General features: G+C 72.0%; 6 protein-coding genes. 2 read left to right on the top strand and 4 right to left on the bottom strand.

Translation table 11 applies throughout. The features are described 5' to 3' along the window. Positions 1-151 precede the first annotated feature (151 nt). Positions 152-2,821: a BTAD domain-containing putative transcriptional regulator gene (locus tag ACGF8B_RS41405; RefSeq protein WP_392748022.1), complete on the top strand. Its 2,670-nt coding sequence runs from the start codon at positions 152-154 to the stop codon at positions 2,819-2,821. Between the two features lie 224 nt (positions 2,822-3,045). Beyond that, positions 3,046-3,210, top strand: coding sequence for a hypothetical protein (locus ACGF8B_RS41400; protein ID WP_392748020.1), 165 nt, complete (start codon positions 3,046-3,048; stop codon positions 3,208-3,210). A 51-nt stretch (positions 3,211-3,261) separates the two neighbouring features. Here the strand turns inward: ACGF8B_RS41400 and ACGF8B_RS41395 are convergent, their stop codons facing one another. The 4 genes from ACGF8B_RS41395 to ACGF8B_RS41380 form a co-directional block, all read right to left on the bottom strand. Further along, positions 3,262-4,797: an alpha/beta hydrolase gene (locus ACGF8B_RS41395; protein WP_392748018.1), complete on the bottom strand. Its 1,536-nt coding sequence runs from the start codon at positions 4,795-4,797 to the stop codon at positions 3,262-3,264. Positions 4,798-5,135: 338 nt separating this feature from the next. Continuing rightward, positions 5,136-5,975, bottom strand: a complete 840-nt coding sequence (locus ACGF8B_RS41390; protein WP_392748016.1) for an alpha/beta fold hydrolase — start codon at positions 5,973-5,975, stop codon at positions 5,136-5,138. Beyond that, a complete protein-coding gene (locus ACGF8B_RS41385; RefSeq protein ID WP_392748015.1) occupies positions 5,969-7,000 on the bottom strand; it encodes a ketoacyl-ACP synthase III family protein in 1,032 nt (343 codons plus the stop codon). The genes ACGF8B_RS41390 and ACGF8B_RS41385 overlap by 7 nt, the downstream gene beginning before the upstream one ends. 62 nt (positions 7,001-7,062) lie before the next feature. Then, the coding region (locus ACGF8B_RS41380) for an SDR family NAD(P)-dependent oxidoreductase (protein WP_392748013.1) at positions 7,063-17,793 on the bottom strand (10,731 nt) is incomplete at its 5' end.

The raw sequence follows: 17,793 nt of genomic DNA, 5'->3' as shown, positions 1-17,793 counted from the left end.
CGCTCAGGCCAGGGCGTCCGCATGCTCGTCGCTGGGGCTAAAGCAGGGCTTGCAGATCTCGTGTGCGGTGTCCGGCGGAGATAGGGGGGAGCCTGTCCGAAAGCAGGGGTGGGTCCCCGCCTATCGTTGGGCGCCGATGACAGGGGGCCGCATGCGATTCAGGATTCTCGGGCCGTTGGAGGTGCGTGCCCCTCAGGGGACCGCGGGGGATCTGACGCCGCGTGCGGCGAAGATCCGGGTCGTGCTCGCCACGCTGCTGGTGCGGGCCAACGAGATCGTCTCGGTGGACAGTCTGATCGACGAGCTGTGGGGGGAGAACCCGCCCCGTACGGCGACGACGACGCTCCAGGTGTACGTCTCGCAGCTGCGCAAGCTGTTGCACGAGGCGGACGCCGAGTTCGGCAGGGACGCGCTGGTGACCCGTCCGCCGGGTTATGAACTGCGGATCGATCCCGCGCAGTTGGACCTGACGGTCTTCGAGGAGCTGCACGGCCGCAGCCGGGAGCTGATGGAGCAGCAGAACCACCGGACCGCGTCCGATCTCCAGCGTCAGGCGCTGGGGCTGTGGCGCGGTCCGCTGCTGTCGGACACCCCTCACGGCCCGCTCCTGGACGCGACGTCGGTGCGTCTCGCGGAGGTGCGCACGGCGGCGCTGGAGCAGTGCATCCGGGCCGAACTGCATCTGGGGCGTCATCGTGAGCTGATCGGCGAGCTGCAGTCGGTGGTCGCCGAGCTGCCGTTGCGCGAGGAGTTCCACGCACATCTGATGGTGGCGTTGTACCGGTCGGGGCGGCAGGCCGACGCGTTGCAGGTGTTCGGGCGGCTGCGCCGGGGGCTGGTGGACGAGCTGGCCATAGAGCCGGGCCGTTCGCTCCAGGCGTTGCACCAGCGGATCCTGGTGGGTGATCCCGCGCTGCTCACGCCGGCGGTACGGGCCGGTCACACGACGGCTTCCGGGCCTGCGGCCGGCTCCGGGCGCACCGCGGGCCCCGGTGCCGGGCAGGTCACCGGCCCGGCGCCCGTGTCCGGGTCGGCGGCGCCCCGCCCGCGCGTGCCGTCCGGCGGCCCGGCGATGGCACAACCTCCTTCGCCCGACGAGCTGTTCACCGGGCGCGAGGAGGAGTTGGCGTCGCTGCGGGACGTACTGGGGGCGCCCGGCGGCAGACTCGTGATCGTCACCGGTGCGGCGGGGGTCGGCAAGACCGCCCTGACGCTGGCGGTCGCGCACCGCACGAGGGACCTGTTCGACGTGCCGGTCTTCGTACGGCTGCGTCCCGACGGGCACGGTCCACTGGATGCCGTCGGCGTACTGGCCGGAGTGCTGCGCCAGTACGGGGTCCGGGGGGCGTTGCCGGAGCGGATCGACGAACTTCGGGGAATGCTTGCGGAGTTGACGGACGGGCGGCGGGTGCTGCTGGTCCTGGACGACGTGGTCGACGCCGAACAGGTGCGGCCGGTGCTGTCGGCGGTGCCGGACTGCACGGTGCTGGTCACCTGCCGGCGGGTGCCCGACGGGCTCGCCGGGCGGGTCGTCTGCCTCGATGTGCCGGGGGTACGGGAGGCGCGGCGGCTGTTCGTGACGGCGGCGGGGCAGTCGGCGGATACCGCGGGGAGCGCGGAGTGCGCCGGTGTCGTGGAGGCGTGCGGCCGGTTGCCGTTGGCGTTGCGGGCGGCGGCGGAAGCGCTGGCCGGCCGGTCGCGGCTGCCGCTCGGTGGTCTCGCCGTCCGGCTGCGCGACGAACGCACTCGGCTCGCGGAGCTGGAGGCGGCGAGTCCCGGGTTCCGGGCCCGGCTGTGCGATGCCCTGGACGGGGTCGGTGCCGCCGAGCTGCGGGCGTTCCGGCTGTTCGGGCTGTTGCCCGCCGGTCCTTTCACCCCGGACGCGGCGGCGGCGGTGCTGGACACGGACGTGGCGACGGCGCGTGCGACGACCGATGCGCTGGCGCGTGCGCGGCTGGTGTGCGCGGAGCTGCCGTCCGCGGGCCGCCCGGAGCGTCACCACGTGCCGGAGCTGTTGCGGCTGCTGGCCCGGGAGCGGCTCGACGCGGAGGAGGGTCCCGAGGTGGTCCGGGCGGCGCTGGCCCGGTTGTGCGCGGTGTTCGCGAAGGCGGTGGAAGAAGCCGGGCCGTCCGGGCCCGCCGCGGTCGAGGGGGTGCATCCGCTGGAGTGGTTCCGCCTGCGGCTGCCCGCGCTGATGGCCGTGGCCCGGCAGGCGCACGCGGCTCGGCTGTGGGCGGAGTGCCTGCGTCTGGTGGACCGCATGACGGGTTTCCTGGAGGTGCTGGGTGCCTGGGAGGAGCGGGACGCGTGCCAGGGCCTGGCGCTGGAGGCGGCACAGCAGCTCGGTGATCTGGCGGCGCAGGCCCGGCTGCTGCGGTCGCTGGGCGATCTCGCCTGGCAGCGCCGCCGCCTGGACGCGGCCGGGGAGCTGTACGAGCGTGCCCTGATGGCGGCCGATGTGGCGGGGGCGGAGGTCGAGCGTTGCCGTGCCCTGACCGGCCTGGCGGGTCTGCGGCTGGACGCCGGGGCGACGGACGCGGCCGCCGCGCTGGTACCGCCCGCACTGGACTCCGCGCCGCAGGACGCGCGGACCGGGTTCGAGGCCCACCGGGTGCTGGGGCTGCTGGCGCTGGAGTCCGGTGAACGGGACGCGGCACAGGGGCACTTCGCCACGTGTCTGACGTACGCCACGTCCTTGGCCGATGCCCGGCTGGAGTCCTACGCCCGCCGCCGACTGGGCGAGTTCCGCTCCGGGGGGACGGCGCACCCCGGCTGGTCGGAGGTGCAGCCCGGCGTCTGGCGGTTGCGCACGGCGGCGTAGGGCCGGCCCTGTCCTTCGCGGGGCGGCTCGGCGGGGCGGCATCGCGGAACAGCGGGGCGGCATCGCGGCTCGGCGGGGCGGCATCGCGGCTCGGCGGGGCGGCATCGCAAAACGGCCTCCCGCAGCGCTCACCCATGCCTCCCTTTAGCCGGGACCGGATGGTTGCGCCGACCGGCCACGTGGGCCGGTCGGTGCCGCCCTTCCCCCACCGTGCAGGAGGTTCCATGTCCGATCCGGCCGAGTTGCCCGTCGACGGCGTCGAGACCGTCGGTTACACCAGTGGTGCCGTCAGGACGGATGCCGCCGCTCCCCGTCTGCGCAGCGCGGTACCGGCCGATCTGGAGCAGATCATCGCCGACATCGGCGACGGCCCGGCCCCGCGCGTCTGACGGCGGGCCTCCGGGGTGCCGCCCGTGACGGTGCGGGCGGCACCCCGGCCGTCAGAGCTGCGCCCCGCAGGTCGGGTCGTGTGCGGGAAGCCGCCCCGTGCGCAGGTAGGCGTTGACGCGCTTGTCGACGCAGGCGTTGCCGTACTCGCCGTACAGGCCGTGCTGGCGGGCGCCCGCCACGGTGAGCAGCCGGGAGCTCGGCCACTGCTCGTGCATGGCCTCGGCTCCGGCGTAGAGGGTGCGGGGGTCGTCGGTGGCGTTGACGAGCAGGGCCGGGACGTCGTTGTCGAGCACCGTCGGCGCTTCGACGGGACGGTCCCAGAACTCGCAGGGAGTGATGTTGCCGGCCAACGGTCCGGCGAGGGGGAACCGCTCGCGGGACTCCTCGACCGCGCGCCAGTAGCTGTCGACGCCGCGCCGCTCGGCCACGTCGCCGCAGATGATCGCGGTCATCTGACTGGAGGCGGCCGAGCCCGTCCCGGTCAGCAGGAACTCCAGCTGCCCGGCGAGTTCTTCGGACGGCTCGACCGGCTCCCGGTCCGCGGCGCGGGCCAGGAGGCCGACGGTTTCGGCCAGGTCGGCGCGCCGCTCGTCGAGGTCGCTGCCGAGGCCGCCGATGAAGACGGAGGGGAGCACGTGCTCGTCCAGCAGATACGCCTTTCCGATCCGCAGCGGCTCCTTCGCGGCGGCGCCGAGAATGTGCTCCACCGTCGCCAGCACCCGGCCGCGCGTGGCGCCCAGCCCGTATGTGGCGTGCCGCGCGGCGGCCCATGACGCCCACGCGCGCAGGGCCCCCTCGTTGGCCGACTCGGCGCCGCGCAGCAGGGTCTGGTTGTAGTACTCCGGGGAATTGACGCCGTCGAGCACCATGCGGTCGGTGCGTCGGGGGAAGAGCTGCGAGTAGACCTCGCCGAGGTAACTGCCGTAGGAGTAGCCGAGGTAGGACAGGGTTTCGGCGCCGAGGGCGGCGCGGATGACGTCCATGTCGCGGGCGGTGTTGCGGGTGGTGACGTATGGCAGCACGTCGCCGTGGGCGCGTTCGCACCGCCCGGCCAGCTCGCGCGCGACGGCGACTTCCTCGCGGTAGGCCGCCGGGTCGGCGCCCGCGGAGCGGAGGAAGGCGGAGCCGAGGCCCCAGCCGCAGTCCAACGGGGTGCTCCGGCCGACGAAGCGCGGGTCCATGCCGATCAGGTCGTACCGGTCGGCGACCTCTCCCATCACCTGCGACTTGGTCAGCGGCATGTGGAGGCTGGGGCCGGCCGGTCCCCCGTCGTTGAGCAGCAGCGGGCCGACGTGGTGGTCGGTGTCGGTGGCCTTCAGGCGGGATACGGCGACGGTGATGGTGCGGCCACCGGGGTCGGTGTAGTCCAGCGGCACGGTGATGTCGGCGCAGTCGGCGCCGGCGGCGTCCAACGCCCGACCGGGCTCGTCATCGGGACCGAGGGCACAGGTGTGCCAGTCGACGTGCTGATCGTGAAAGCGGGCCAACCCGTCCGGGACGGGGACTGCGAAGGCGGTCGTCGTCGCAGTGACGGCGAGCACCGCCGCGCACGCCGTCAAGACCTTGAGGTGTCGGAAAGTTGACATGTCCGCACGCTAGGGCGGCGGACACCTCGGCATCCTCCGGGAAAGCCCTGGAACCGGATGAGGGGCATCCCCCAGAAGTTCGGCCCACGGCCCCTGAGATCCCCTTCCGCACCGGCGGCCTCCGCAACATGCTCCAGCATCCATGCGGCCGGGATGCCGGGCGGAATGCCGGGCGGAATGCCGGCCGGGATGCCGGGCGGGCTTCGGCGCAGGGCTGCCGGGCCGGGGCTGTCGCCTCTCGCGCCCGGAGGTTGTCGGCCCGCTCCGCCACGCCTTGTACGGGGAAGGGGGCGCGACCCGGTGGTCGCGCCCCCTTCCCCGTACGGTCGTGTCCGCGTTCAGTGCCCCCTGGCCCGCAGGACCTCGCGCAGGCGGGCCGCGAACGCCGTGGGGTGGGTCTTGAGCCCGACGTGCCCGCCGGGGAACTCCTCGACGGGGACGCCGATCCGGTCGGCGAGACCGTGCGTGCACCGGTAGGACCAGTTGCGCTCGGAGGCGATGCCCGTGGCCGGCACCAGACGGTCCTTCTCGGCCCGTACGACGTCCAGCCCGGCCTCGTCCAGCTGGACGGTGCTGTAGGCGGGCATCTCGTGCGTGATGAAGAAGTCGATGTTGGCCAGCTGTTCGTCGGTCATGGGCGACAGCTGGGCGCCCGGCTCGAATTCCAGGTTGCCGTAGTCGATGTCGTTGAACGCCGCCCAGCGGGACATGGCGGCGCCGAATCCCTCCTTCTTGTACGTCTCGTACGCCGTCAGCACGACCTGCGCGGCCTGCGCCCTCTCCTCCTCGGTCAGGAACAGGAACTCGGAGGGCTCGTGCGCCACCAGGGTGTCCACCAGCTGCGGGTGGCGGGCCAGCAGGTGCAGCCCGACCTGGGCCCCCAGGCTGGTGCCGAAGATCAGCGCGGGTCCGTCGGCCAGCGCCTTCAGCAGCAGGGCCAGGTCGTCGGCGTGGGTTCCCGGTGTCAGGGGCGGCATCGGGTCGCCCGCGGGGCTGTCCGACATGCCGCGGCGGTCGTAGGTCACCACCGTGTAGGAGTCCGTGAGGCGGTCGACGAGGCCGGGGATGCGCCTGGCGTCCCCGCCGGCGCCGTCCATGGCGAACAGCAGGGGGCCGGTGCCCTGCATCACGTAGTGGAGATCGGTGCCGGGGGCGGGCACGGTGCCGGTTGTCACCATTGCGGAACTTCCTTGATCGTCACGACGCCGGCCGAGCTGATCCAGCCGGGGCCTTGGGAGAGCAGCAGGACGTGATCCCCGGGCGACACCTCACCGGTGCGCGCCAGGTGATCGAGAGAGATGATCAGGTCGGCGGCGCCGACGTGACCCACGGTGCGGCCGAAGTCCCAGCTGGAGCGGGACATGGGCAGGCCCAGGGGGCCCATGATCGAGTACTCGATCATGCGGCCGTCCTGGTTGATGGGGACGACCTTGGCGATGTCGGAGGCGTTGAGGTCGGCGTCGACCAGCGAGCGCTGGACGACCGAGAGGTCGAACTCGCTGATCCGCTCGACCGTTTCGGCGAGCGACATCTCCCGTTCGTTGAACAGCGCGGCCCGTTCGGCGACCGCGACCTCCCGGCCGGACCCGTCCTGCGGCGGCAGCAGCGGCTCGTCGCCGCGGTGCCACCGCTCCAGTTCGGGCAGCGTCCCGGAGTTGAGGGACCGGATCTCGGCGAAGCCGCTGTCGCGGGTGACGACGGCCGCGGCCGCACCGTCGGCGAGGATGTACGAGTCGCCGAAGCCGCGCCAGCGGTCGATGAGCGGGGTGGCGAAGTTCTGCCCCGTGGTCAGCAGCGCGGTCTCCACCTCGGCCGCGCCGGTCATCTGGCCGATCACGACGTCGAGCGCCGCCAGCATTCCGTTGCAGCCCTGCCGGATGTGCAGCGAGGGGATGTTGCCGGTGCCGAGTTCCCGCAGGATGTACGCGGGCGGGTAGGAACCGTCGGGGCCCTGGTGGTAGACGCCGCTGTGGACATGGGACTCGATGTCCTCGATGTCGAGGCCGGAGCGCTCCATCGCGCGGCCGGCCGCGATCACCGCCATCTCCAGCGCGGAGATGCCGTCGGCGACGTGTGTGCCGGTCAGCCCGCTCGCCTTGTACACCTCCTCGTCGTAGCGGCCCTCGGCCACGGCCTCCTCGGTGCTCACCCGGTCGGGCAGGTACACCCCGACCGAGTTGATGAACACGCCTTCTGTTCTCACGGCCACGTCTCCTTTCCTGTTCGTGACGGGTGCGGCCCCGGCCGGGCCGGGGCCGCACCCGCTCAGCGGCCGAGAAGCTGCTGCTTGATGTGCTGGGCGAGTTCGGTACTGGTGGGGTGGTCGAACACCACGCCCGGGGGCATCCGCAGTGCGGTGACCCCGTTGAGCGAGTTGCGCAGGGCCAGCGCCGACAGGGAGTCGAAGCCGAGGTCGCGGAACTTGCGGTCCGGGTCGATGGCTCCGGGTGAGCCGTGGCCCAGCGCGGCGGCGGTGTGGTCGAGGACGAGGGTCAGCAGGAGCCGCTCGCGCTCCGCCTCGTCCGCCCCGATCAGCCGCTGCTTGAACGTGGTGCCCCGGCCCGCGTCGTCCTGCTTGACGACGCGGCGCCCCGGTGTGCGGACGAGGCCGCGCCACAGGGGCGGCAGGCTTCCGGTCGAGGCCTTCGCGGCCAGGTTCTCGAAGTCCGGCACGGCGACCAGGACGGCCGCCTCGTCCAGCCGCCGCAGGCCGTCGAACAGCTCCGGGTCCCGCACGTCCGCGGACAGCCCGGCCGAGACCACGGACGCCCCGGCCGCCCGGCGTTCGCGCGCCCACTCGTCCAGCCAGGCTCCGACGGCCGCGTCGGCGGCGCGGCCCGCGCCGTCCACGGTGCCGGCGGACGAGGACAGCAGGACGAACCGCGGCGCTTCGGCCAGGTCGTCGGTCGCCGAGTGCAGCGCCCGGACGGCCGCCGCTTCCGCGTCCAGCGTTTCGGTCAGCCGCTCCGGCGTCAGCTCGGCGAGCGGTGTCTCTCCGGCGGCACCCGGTGTGCCGGCCAGGTGGAGGACCGTGCGCAGCGGACGGTCGGCGGGCAGATCCTGTATCAGTGCCCTCAGCGCCTGCGGGTCGGTGACATCGCATGCGGCGAACGCGGCCCGGGCACCGGCCCCGATGAGCTCGGCCACCAGTTCCCCGGCTTCCGCCGCGGTGCTGTCGGGTCCGACGAGCAGCAGGTCGCGCACGCCGTGCCGGGTCACGAGGTGCCGGGCGAGCAGACCGCCCAGGTGTCCCGCTCCCCCGGTGACCAGGGTCGTGCCCGTCGTGCCCGTCGTACCGGTCGTGCCCGTCGTGCCCGTCGTATCTGTCGTGCCTGTACGGGCGGCGGGCGCCTCGTCCGGCGGGCCGGCCTGAGCCAGCCTCGGCACCCGGACGGTGCTGCGGCGCAGCGCCATCCGGTCCTCGTCGGTCGCGAGCCCCTTGACCAGGGCACGCCAGGAGGCCTTGCTGCCGTCGGTGTCCACCAGTACGAACCGGCCCGGCGCCTCGTCCTGGGCGGAGCCGACCAGCCCCCGGACGGCGGCCGCGGCGGGGGCGCCGCCGTCGGACGTGGTCGCGCCACGGGTGAGGAAGACCAGTCGGGAAGCGGCGAACCTGTTGTCCGCGAGCCAGGTTCGGGCCCACAGGAACGCGTCCTGGACGGACCGGCGCACGGCCGCCGCCGTGCCGTCCTCGTCCGGGTCGCAGGTGACCACGACGACGTCGGGGGACGGCACGCCCTCGGCCTCGATCCCGGCCGCCAGGGCGTCCAGGTCCGGGTACGCCTCGGCGTACACGCCCGCGGCCATCAGCCCGGAGCGCGCCCTGAACGGGTCCTCGCCCACGACGGCCCAGGTCCTGGGCTCGTACACGGCACGCGATGTCCGCCCCGTCTCGGTCCACCGCACCTGGTACAGGCCGCCGCGCTGTGCGGCCCCGGCCCGCTCGATCCGTTCCGCGGAGCAGGGCCGCAGTGCCAGGCTGTCGACGGTGGCCACCGGGGCCCCGTCGTCGTCCGCGACGGCGAGTGACAGGTTCTCCAGGTCCTGGCCCGTGATACGGACACGCAGTGCACGGGCGCCGATGGCGTGGAGGGTGACTCCGCGCCAGTGGTGCGGGAACAGCACGGGCCGCTCCGCGATCGGCGGGGCGTCGACGCCCGGCGAGGCGTCCGTGAGCGTCGCGAGCCCGAATGCCGCTTCCAGCAGGGCCGGTTGGATGCCGAATCCGTCCGCCTCGGTCCGCTCCTCCTCGTCAAAGGCGATTTCCGCGTACAGCTCCCCGTCCCGCTGCCAGGCCGCGCGCACCCCGTCGATGCCGGTGGTGTCCACGTCGGAGGCGTCGAGCGGCGGCCAGACCTCCAGGTCCCAGGACGGCGATTCGCCCTCGTCATCGAGCACGGCGTCGGCGTGGCCGGTCCACGGCGTGCCGGGGGCCCTGCCCTCCTGGCGGGAGTGGACGGACACCGCACGCCGGCCGTCCTCGTCGGGCTCTCCCACTTCGACGCGGAGCTGGACGCCGCCCTTCTCCGGTACGACCAGCGGCTCGCGGAGGGTGAGTTCGTCGACCCGTCCGCAGCCCGTCTCGTCGGCGACGTACAGGACGAGGTCGGCGAGGGCGGCGCCGGGCAGCAGGACCGTCCCGGCGACCGTGTGGTCCGCGAGCCACGGGTGCGTGGACCGCGTCAGCCGTCCGGTGAACAGGAGCGACTGCGATCCGGGGAGCTCGACGGCCGGTCCCAGGATCGGGTGTCCGGCCGCGGCCGTTCCCAGATCGGACACGGCTGCGGTCTCGCTGTGCGTGGAGTTGAGCCAGTACCGATTGTGCTGGAAGGCGTACGTGGGCAGGCCGGTGGGCCGGCGTGTCTCGGGCAGTACCCGTCCCCAGTCGACGTCCAGTCCGTGGGTCCATGCCTGGCCGAGGGAGTTCAGGAAGCGTTCCATGCCGCCCTCGTCACGGCGCAGGGAGGGTATCGCGGTGACGGCGGGTGAGGCGTCGGCCGCCTCGAACGTCTCCTGGAGCCCGATCGTCAGGACCGGATGGGCACTGCACTCCACGAACGCGGTGAACCCGTCCGTCAGCAGGGACCGGATCGCGTTCTCGAACTCCACCGTCCCCCGAAGATTGCGATACCAGTACCCACCGTCCAGACCAGCACCGTCCACGATCTCGCCGGTCACCGTCGAATACAGCGGAACAACCGGAGTACGAGGCGTGACCGGAGCCAGGAGACGGGCGAGTTCCTCCTCGATCGCCTCCACATGCGGAGAGTGCGAGGCATAGTCCACCGGAACCCGCCGGCACCGCACCCCCTCCACCTCCAGAACACCCACCAGCTCATCCAGAGCACCGGAAGAACCCGACACCACGGTCGAGGACGGACCATTGACCGCAGCCACCGCCACCTCACCCGACCACCGCCCCAGATACGACCGCACCCCATCCGCACCCAGAGCAACCGACACCATCCCGCCCCGACCAGCCAGCACCACGATCGCCCGGCTCCGCAACGCCACCACCAAAGCCCCGTCCTCCAACGACAGAGCCCCGGCCACCACCGCCGCAGCAATCTCACCCTGCGAATGCCCCACCACCGCATCCGGAACAACCCCGAACGACTGCCACAACCCCGCCAACGACACCATCACCGCCCACAGAGCCGGCTGCACCACATCCACCCGCTCCAGAAGCCCGGCACCCTCCTCCGTGAGCAGCACCTCCAGCAGATCCCACTCCACGAACGGCTCCAGCGCCCGCGCACACTCCTCCAGCCGCGCCCGGAACACCGGAGAATCCGCATACAGACCCGCGGCCATACCAATCCACTGCGAACCCTGACCCGGGAAGACGAACACCGTCCGACCCGGCGCAACCGACCGCGACTCCCCGTTCTCCGCCACCGCCTCCAGACCCCGCAACAACTCCTCACGGCCCGCGCCCACCACAACCGCCCGATGATCAAAAGCAGTACGGGCATGCACCAACGCAGAACCAACCGCAACCGCATCCACACCCCCATCCGCATCCGCATCCGCATCCGCATCCGCATCCGCATCCGGCCGATCGGCAACGAACCCGGCCAGCCTCGCGGCCTGCTCCCGCAACGCCGCACCACTCCGGGCCGACAACACCCACGGCACCGCACCAGCCAGGCCGACAGGCGCAGCCTCCTGCGGCTCCCCGTCCACCTCCACCGGCGCCTGCTCCAGAATCAGATGCGCATTCGTACCGGAGATACCGAAGGCCGACACGGCTGCCCGGCGCGGACGGTCCAGCTCCGGCCAGGAGCGGGGTTCGGTGAGCAGTTGTACAGCCCCCGACTCCCAGTCCACGTGTGGTGTCGGTTCGTCGACGTGCAGGGTCTGCGGGAGTACGCCCTGCCGCATCGAGACGATCATCTTGATCACCCCCGCGGCGCCGGCGGCAGCCATGGTGTGGCCGATGTTCGACTTCAACGAGCCCAGCCACAACGGCTGTTCGGCCGTGTGCTCCTGACCGTACGTGGCCAGCAACGCCTGCGCCTCGATCGGATCACCCAACTTGGTTCCGGTGCCGTGCGCCTCGACCACGTCCACGTCCGCACCCGTCAGACCCGCGTTCGCCAGCGCCTGACGGATCACCCGCTGCTGCGACGGACCATTCGGAGCCGTCAGACCGTTCGACGCACCGTCCTGATTGACCGCACTCCCCCGCACCACGGCCAGGACCTCGTGACCGTTGCGCCGCGCGTCCGACAACCGCTCCAGCAGCAGTACGCCCACCGCCTCGCCCCAGGCGGTGCCGTCCGCACCCGCGGCGAAGGCCTTGATGCGGCCGTCCGTGGCGAGCCCGCGCTGCCGGCTGAACTCGGTGAAGAACCCCGGCGTCGGCATGACCGACACACCGCCGGCCACCGCGAGCGAACACTCGCCGCCGCGCAGCGCCTGAGCGGCCTGGTGAAGTGCGACCAGCGACGACGAGCATGCCGTGTCGATGGTGATCGCGGGCCCTTCCAGACCGAGGAAGTACGCCAGCCGTCCGGAGAGGACACTGGTCGTCTTCCCGGTCAGCATCAGGCCGTCCACGCCTTCCGACGCCTCGTGCATGGGCGAGCCGTACTCCTGGAACAGCGCGCCGATGAAGACACCGGCCTGGCTGCCCTCCAGGGACCGCGGACGGATGCCCGCCCTTTCGAACGCCTCCCAGGCGGTCTCCAGGAGCAGCCGCTGCTGCGGGTCCATGGCAAGGGCCTCGCGCGGGCTGATCCCGAAGAACTCCTCGTCGAACCGTGCCGCGTCGTACAGGAAGGAGCCCTTGGTGACATAGCTCCTGTTCGACCGGTCGGGGTCGGCGTCGTGCAGGGAGTCGAGTTCCCAGCCCCGGTCCGTGGGCAGGTCCGCGACGGTGTCGCGGCCGGAGGAGAGGAGCTCCCACAGCCCTTCCGGCGTCGATACGTCGCCGGGCAGCCGGCAGCCGAGGCCGATGACGACGACGGGGTCGTCGGTCGTGTCCACGGCGGCCGGGACCGGCGTCCGGGCAGGTGCGCCGGCGGTGGCGTCCGAGTCGTCGCACAGCTCGCCGCGCAGGTGGGCCACCATCGCCGTGGGGGTCGGATGGTCGAAGACGGCCGTTGCCGACAGCCGCAGCCGTGTCGACGCGTTGAGCCGGTTGCGCAGCTCGACCGAGGAGAGCGAGTCGAAGCCGAGCGTCTTGAACTTGCTGTCGGCGCGGATCGCGTCGGGTGCGGAGTGCCCCAGTACGGCTGCGGCGTGGCCGCGGACCATGTCGAGGAGCGCCTTGTCCAGTTCGGCTCCGGAGAGGTGGGCGAACGGGTGCGAGGTCCCGTCGGCGGTGACGCTCGTGGCCACGGCGCGACGGGTACGGGTGCGGACGAGTCCGCCGAGTACGGCGGCGAGCGAGCCGGAGTCGGCCTGCGCGCGCAACCGTGCGCTGTCGAGGCGCGCGGGTACGAGGGCCGCGTCGGTTGTGGCGATCGCCGCGTCGAAGAGCGCGAGCCCCTCGTCGGTCGCGAGCGGGACCAGTCCGGTGCGGGCCATCCGGGCGATGTCCACGTCGTCGAGGTCGCCGGTCAGTTCGCTGCGCTGGTCCCAGAAGCCCCAGGCGAGCGAGGTGGCTTCGCGTCCCTCGGCGCGGCGGCACTGGGCCAGTGCGTCCAGGTAGACGTTCGCTGCCGCGTAGTTGCCCTGGCCGGCGCCGCCGATCGCTCCCATCACGGAGGAGAAGAGGACGAAGGCGGCGAGGTCGAGGTGACGGGTGAGTTCGTGCAGATGCCAGGCCGCGTCCGCCTTGGGACGCAGCACCGCGTCCACCCGCTCCGCCGTCAACGCCGTCACCGTACCGTCGTCCAGCACCCCGGCCGTATGCACCACCGCCGTCAACGGATGCTCCACCGCAACCGACGCCAGCAACCCCGCCAACGCCTCCCGGTCACCCACATCACACCCCACCACACGAACCCGGGCACCCAACTCACCCAACTCCGCGACAAGCCCCGCCACACCCTCGGCACCAGCACCCCGCCGACTCACCAACAACAGATGACGCACCCCGTACTCACGCACCACATGACGCGCGAACAGAGCACCCAACGTCCCCGTACCACCCGTGATCAGAACCGTCCCCTCGGGGTTCCACATCGGGGGCATCGTGAGGACGAGCTTGCCGATGTTCTGCGCCTGGCTCAGGAAGCGGAACGCCTCCGGTGCGCGGCGCACGTCCCAGGTACGGATCGGCGAGTGCCGCAGCGCGCCCTGTTCGAACAGCTCGACGATCTCGGTGAGCATCCGCCGGAACAGGTCGGGGTCCTCCTGCGCGACCGTCACCAGGTCGAACGCCTGGTAGTCGACCCCCGGGTGGGCGGCGGCGACTTCCCGCGGCTCGCGGATGTCGGTCTTGCCCATTTCGATGAAGCGTCCGCCGTGCGGTTGCAGTCGCAGTGAGGCGTCCACGAACTCGCGGGCCAGACAGTCCAGGACGACGTCCACGCCGCGTCCCTCGGTGGCCTCCAGGAACTGCGGTTCGAAGTCCAGGGTCCGGGACGACGCGATGTGGGCGCCGTCGAGGCCGGCGGCGCGCAGCGCGTCCCACTTGCCGGGGCTCGCGGTGCCGTACACCTCTGCGCCCAGATGGCGGGCGAGCTGGAGGGCGGCCAGCCCGACACCACCGGCGGCGGCGTGCAGCAGCAGGGTCTCGCCCGGCTGGATGCGGGCCAGTTCCACCAGGGCGTAGTACGCCGTTCCGTACACGATCGGGATGGCGGCCGCCTCCGCGAACGACCAGTGGTCGGGGATGCGCACGACCAGCCGGTGACTGACCACGGTGAGCGGGCCGAACGCGTCGGGCAGCATGCCCATGACCCGGTCGCCGGCCTTCAGCCCGGTCACCGCCGAGCCGACCTCGGTGATCACGCCGGAGCCTTCGATGCCGAGGGATCCGTCACCGGGCAGGAGACCGAGGGTGAACACGACGTCGCGGAAGTTCAGACCCGCGGCGCGGACCGCGACCCGGATCTCGTCCGGTCCGAGCGGGGCGGAGGCGGACTCGTTGGTCACCAGGGTCAGGCCTTCGAGCGTGCCCTGCGTGGCCGCGTCGAGGCGCCACGGTGTGCCCGGAGCCGCGACCGGCGGTGTCAGGGTGTCCGCCCGGTTCGCCGCGCGGCTCAGCTGCGGTACGAGGAACTGCCCGGCGCGCAGGGCGAGTTGCTGCTCGTCCGAGGCGAGCGCGGCGGGCAGCGCGGTGACGGAACGCTCGTCGTCGTCCATGTCGACCAGGGCGAAACGGCCGGGGTTCTCCGTCTGTGCGGTGCGCAGCAGCCCCCAGACCGGCGCATGTGCGGGATCGGCCGGGCTCTCGTCCGGGGCGGTGGTGATCGCTCCGCGTGTCACGACGGTGAGCCGGGCCGTGCCGAACCGCTCGTCGGACAGCCACGCCTGGACCGTTTCCAGGGCCCGGTGGGTGGCGGTGTGCGCGGCGGACGCGCTGTGCGTGTCGTCGGCGCCGTCCGGGTTCGCGTGCAGGAAGACTATGGCGTCGGGGGCCTCGGTGCCGTCGTCGGACAGGGCGTCCGCGAGGGCGGCGAAGTCCGCGTACGGCTCGGCCGGTGTGCGTTGCAGCGCGGAACCCGCACCGGCGGTGTCCGCTCCGACCTGTACGGTGCGGCGGCGCGTCGCGGTGTTCCGCGTGGGCTCCTGGGCGGTACCGGTACCGACACCAGCAGCGGCACCGGCACCGGAACCGGTCCACTCCATCCGGAAGAGCGCGTCGTCGATGCCGTGTGAGCCGCCGCGACCGAGCTGTGCGGGGTCGACGGGACGCAGGGCGAGGGATTCGACGGTGACGACAGGGCGCCCCTCGTCGTCGGACAGCTCCAGCGACACACCCCCCTCACCCACCGGGACCATCCGCACCCGAGCCGCCACCGCACCCGTCGCATGCAACCGCACACCCGACCACACGAACGGCAACCTCGGAGCCACCAGCCCCGAACCGTCCCCCGGCAACAACCCCGCGTGCAACGCCGCATCCAGCAACGCCGGATGCACCCCGAACGCCCCCACACCACCGCACTCATCCTCACCGAGCACGACCCGGGCGAACACCTCCTCCCCACGCCGCCAGACCCCCTCCACACCCTGGAACACCGGCCCGTACTCATAACCCGCCACCGCCAACGCCCCGTACAACCCCGACGAATCAACCCGCACCGCACCCACCGGAGGCCACACCCCCACACCATCCGGGGTCGTAGTACGCGTGCCGGTGCCGATTTCACCCGAGGCGTGGCAGGTCCACGAGGAGCCTTCGGTGTCGGGCCGGGAGTGGATGTCCACGGTGCGACGGCCGGACTCACCCGGCTCACCGACCTCGACCCGCAGTTGGACGGCGGTGCCTTCGGCCAGGACGAGGGGCGCCTGAATGGTGAGTTCTTCGAGGGTGTCGCAGCCGGTCTCGTCGGCCGCGTGGAGGGCGAGGTCGACGAAGGCGGTGCCCGGCAGCAGGACCGTGCCCGCGACCGCGTGATCCGCCAGCCACGGATGCGTCCGCAAGGACAACCGCCCCGACAGCACCACACCATCCGCACCCGCCAGCTCCACCACCGCACCCAGCAACGAATGCCCCGCCGCGACCAGACCCGCCGCCGAAACATCCCCACCCACCGGACCTGCCGACTCCAACCAGTACCGACCGCGCTGAAAGGCATACGTCGGCAGAGCCGTGAGGCGTCCCGCCTCGGGCAGTACCTGTCCCCAGTCGACGTCCAGTCCGTGGGTCCAGGCCTGGCCGAGGGAGACCAGGAAGCGGTCCAGGCCGCCCTCGTCACGGCGCAGGGACGGTATCGCGGTGACGGCGGGTGAGGCGTCGGCCGCCTCGAACGTCTCCTGGAGCCCGATCGTCAGGACCGGATGGGCGCTGCATTCCACGAACGCGGTGAACCCGTCCGTCAGCAGGGACCGGATCGCGTTCTCGAACTCGACCGTGCCCCGCAGATTGCGGTACCAGTACCCACCGTCCAGACCGGCACTGTCGATCACCTCGCCGGTCACCGTCGAATACAGCGGAACGACCGGAGTACGAGGCGTGACCGGGGCCAGGAGGCGGGCGAGTTCCTCCTCGATCGCCTCCACATGCGGAGAATGCGAGGCATAGTCCACCGGAACCCGCCGGCACCGCACCCCCTCCACCTCCAGAACACCCACCAGCTCATCCAGAGCAGTCGAGGAACCCGAGACCACGGTCGAGGACGGGCCGTTGACCGCGGCCACCGCCACCTCACCCGACCACCGCCCCAGATACGGCCGTACCCGGTCCGCACCCAGTGCGACCGACACCATCCCGCCCCGGCCGGCCAGGACCACGATCGCCCGGCTCCGCAACGCCACCACCAAAGCCCCGTCCTCCAACGACAGAGCCCCGGCCACCACCGCCGCAGCAATCTCGCCCTGCGAGTGGCCCACGACCGCGTCCGGAACAATCCCGAACGACTGCCACAGCTCCGCCAGCGACACCATCACCGCCCACAGGGCCGGCTGGACCACGTCCACCCGCTCCAGGAGCCCGGCACCCTCCTCCGTGAGCAGGACGTCCAGCAGGTCCCACTCCACGAACGGCTCCAGCGCTCGCGCGCACTCCTCCAGCCGCGCCCGGAACACCGGAGAATCCGCATACAAACCCGCAGCCATACCGATCCACTGCGAACCCTGACCCGGGAAGACAAACACCGTCCGCCCCGAGGCCGTGGACCCTTCCACGAGGGCATCGGAGTCGGCGAGGTCCTGTACGGCCCGCAGGAGTTCGTCGCGGTCGGCGCCTACGACGACTGCCCGATGGTCGAAAGCGGTACGGGCATGCACCAGCGCTGAACCCACCGCGACCGGGTCCACCTCCGGCCGGACATCGACAAACTCGGCCAGCCTCGCAGCCTGCTCACGCAACGCCGCCACGCTCCGAGCCGACAACACCCACGGCACCGGACCGGCCACGGGGGCAGTCTCGTGCGGCTCGCTGTCCTGCTCCGCCGGGGCCTGCTCCAGGATGAGATGCGCGTTCGTGCCCGAGATACCGAACGAGGAGACCGCCGCCCGGCGCGGCCGGTCCAGCTCCGGCCAGGAACGCTCCTGCGTCAGCAAGGAAACCGCACCCAACTCCCAGTCCACATGACCGGTCGGCTCCTGCACATGCAACGTACGCGGCAACGTCCCCCGGCGCAGGGCCATCACCATCTTGATCACGCCGCCGACACCGGCAGCAGCCATGCTGTGCCCGATGTTCGACTTCAACGAACCAAGCCACAAGGGCTGTTCGGCCGTGTGCTCCTGCCCGTACGTGGCCAGCAACGCCTGCGCCTCGATCGGATCACCCAGCCTGGTACCCGTACCATGCGCCTCGACCACGTCCACGTCCGCACCCGTCAGACCCGCGTTCGCCAGCGCCTGACGGATCACCCGCTGCTGCGACGGACCGTTCGGAGCCGTCAGACCGTTCGACGCACCGTCCTGATT

The sequence above is a fragment of the Streptomyces sp. NPDC047917 genome (assembly GCF_043204345.1).
GTDB lineage: Bacteria > Actinomycetota > Actinomycetes > Streptomycetales > Streptomycetaceae > Streptomyces > Streptomyces sanglieri.
This window is presented reverse-complemented; position numbering and strand designations above follow the sequence as displayed.

What these genes read in the sequence shown, in the direction of transcription:
- ACGF8B_RS41395 (WP_392748018.1), bottom strand. Translation starts at nt 4,797, where the DNA reads ATGTCAACTTTCCGACACCTCAAGGTCTTGACGGCGTGCGCGGCGGTG.
- ACGF8B_RS41405 (WP_392748022.1), top strand. Translation starts at nt 152, where the DNA reads ATGCGATTCAGGATTCTCGGGCCGTTGGAGGTGCGTGCCCCTCAGGGG.
- ACGF8B_RS41390 (WP_392748016.1), bottom strand. Translation starts at nt 5,975, where the DNA reads ATGGTGACAACCGGCACCGTGCCCGCCCCCGGCACCGATCTCCACTAC.
- ACGF8B_RS41400 (WP_392748020.1), top strand. Translation starts at nt 3,046, where the DNA reads ATGTCCGATCCGGCCGAGTTGCCCGTCGACGGCGTCGAGACCGTCGGT.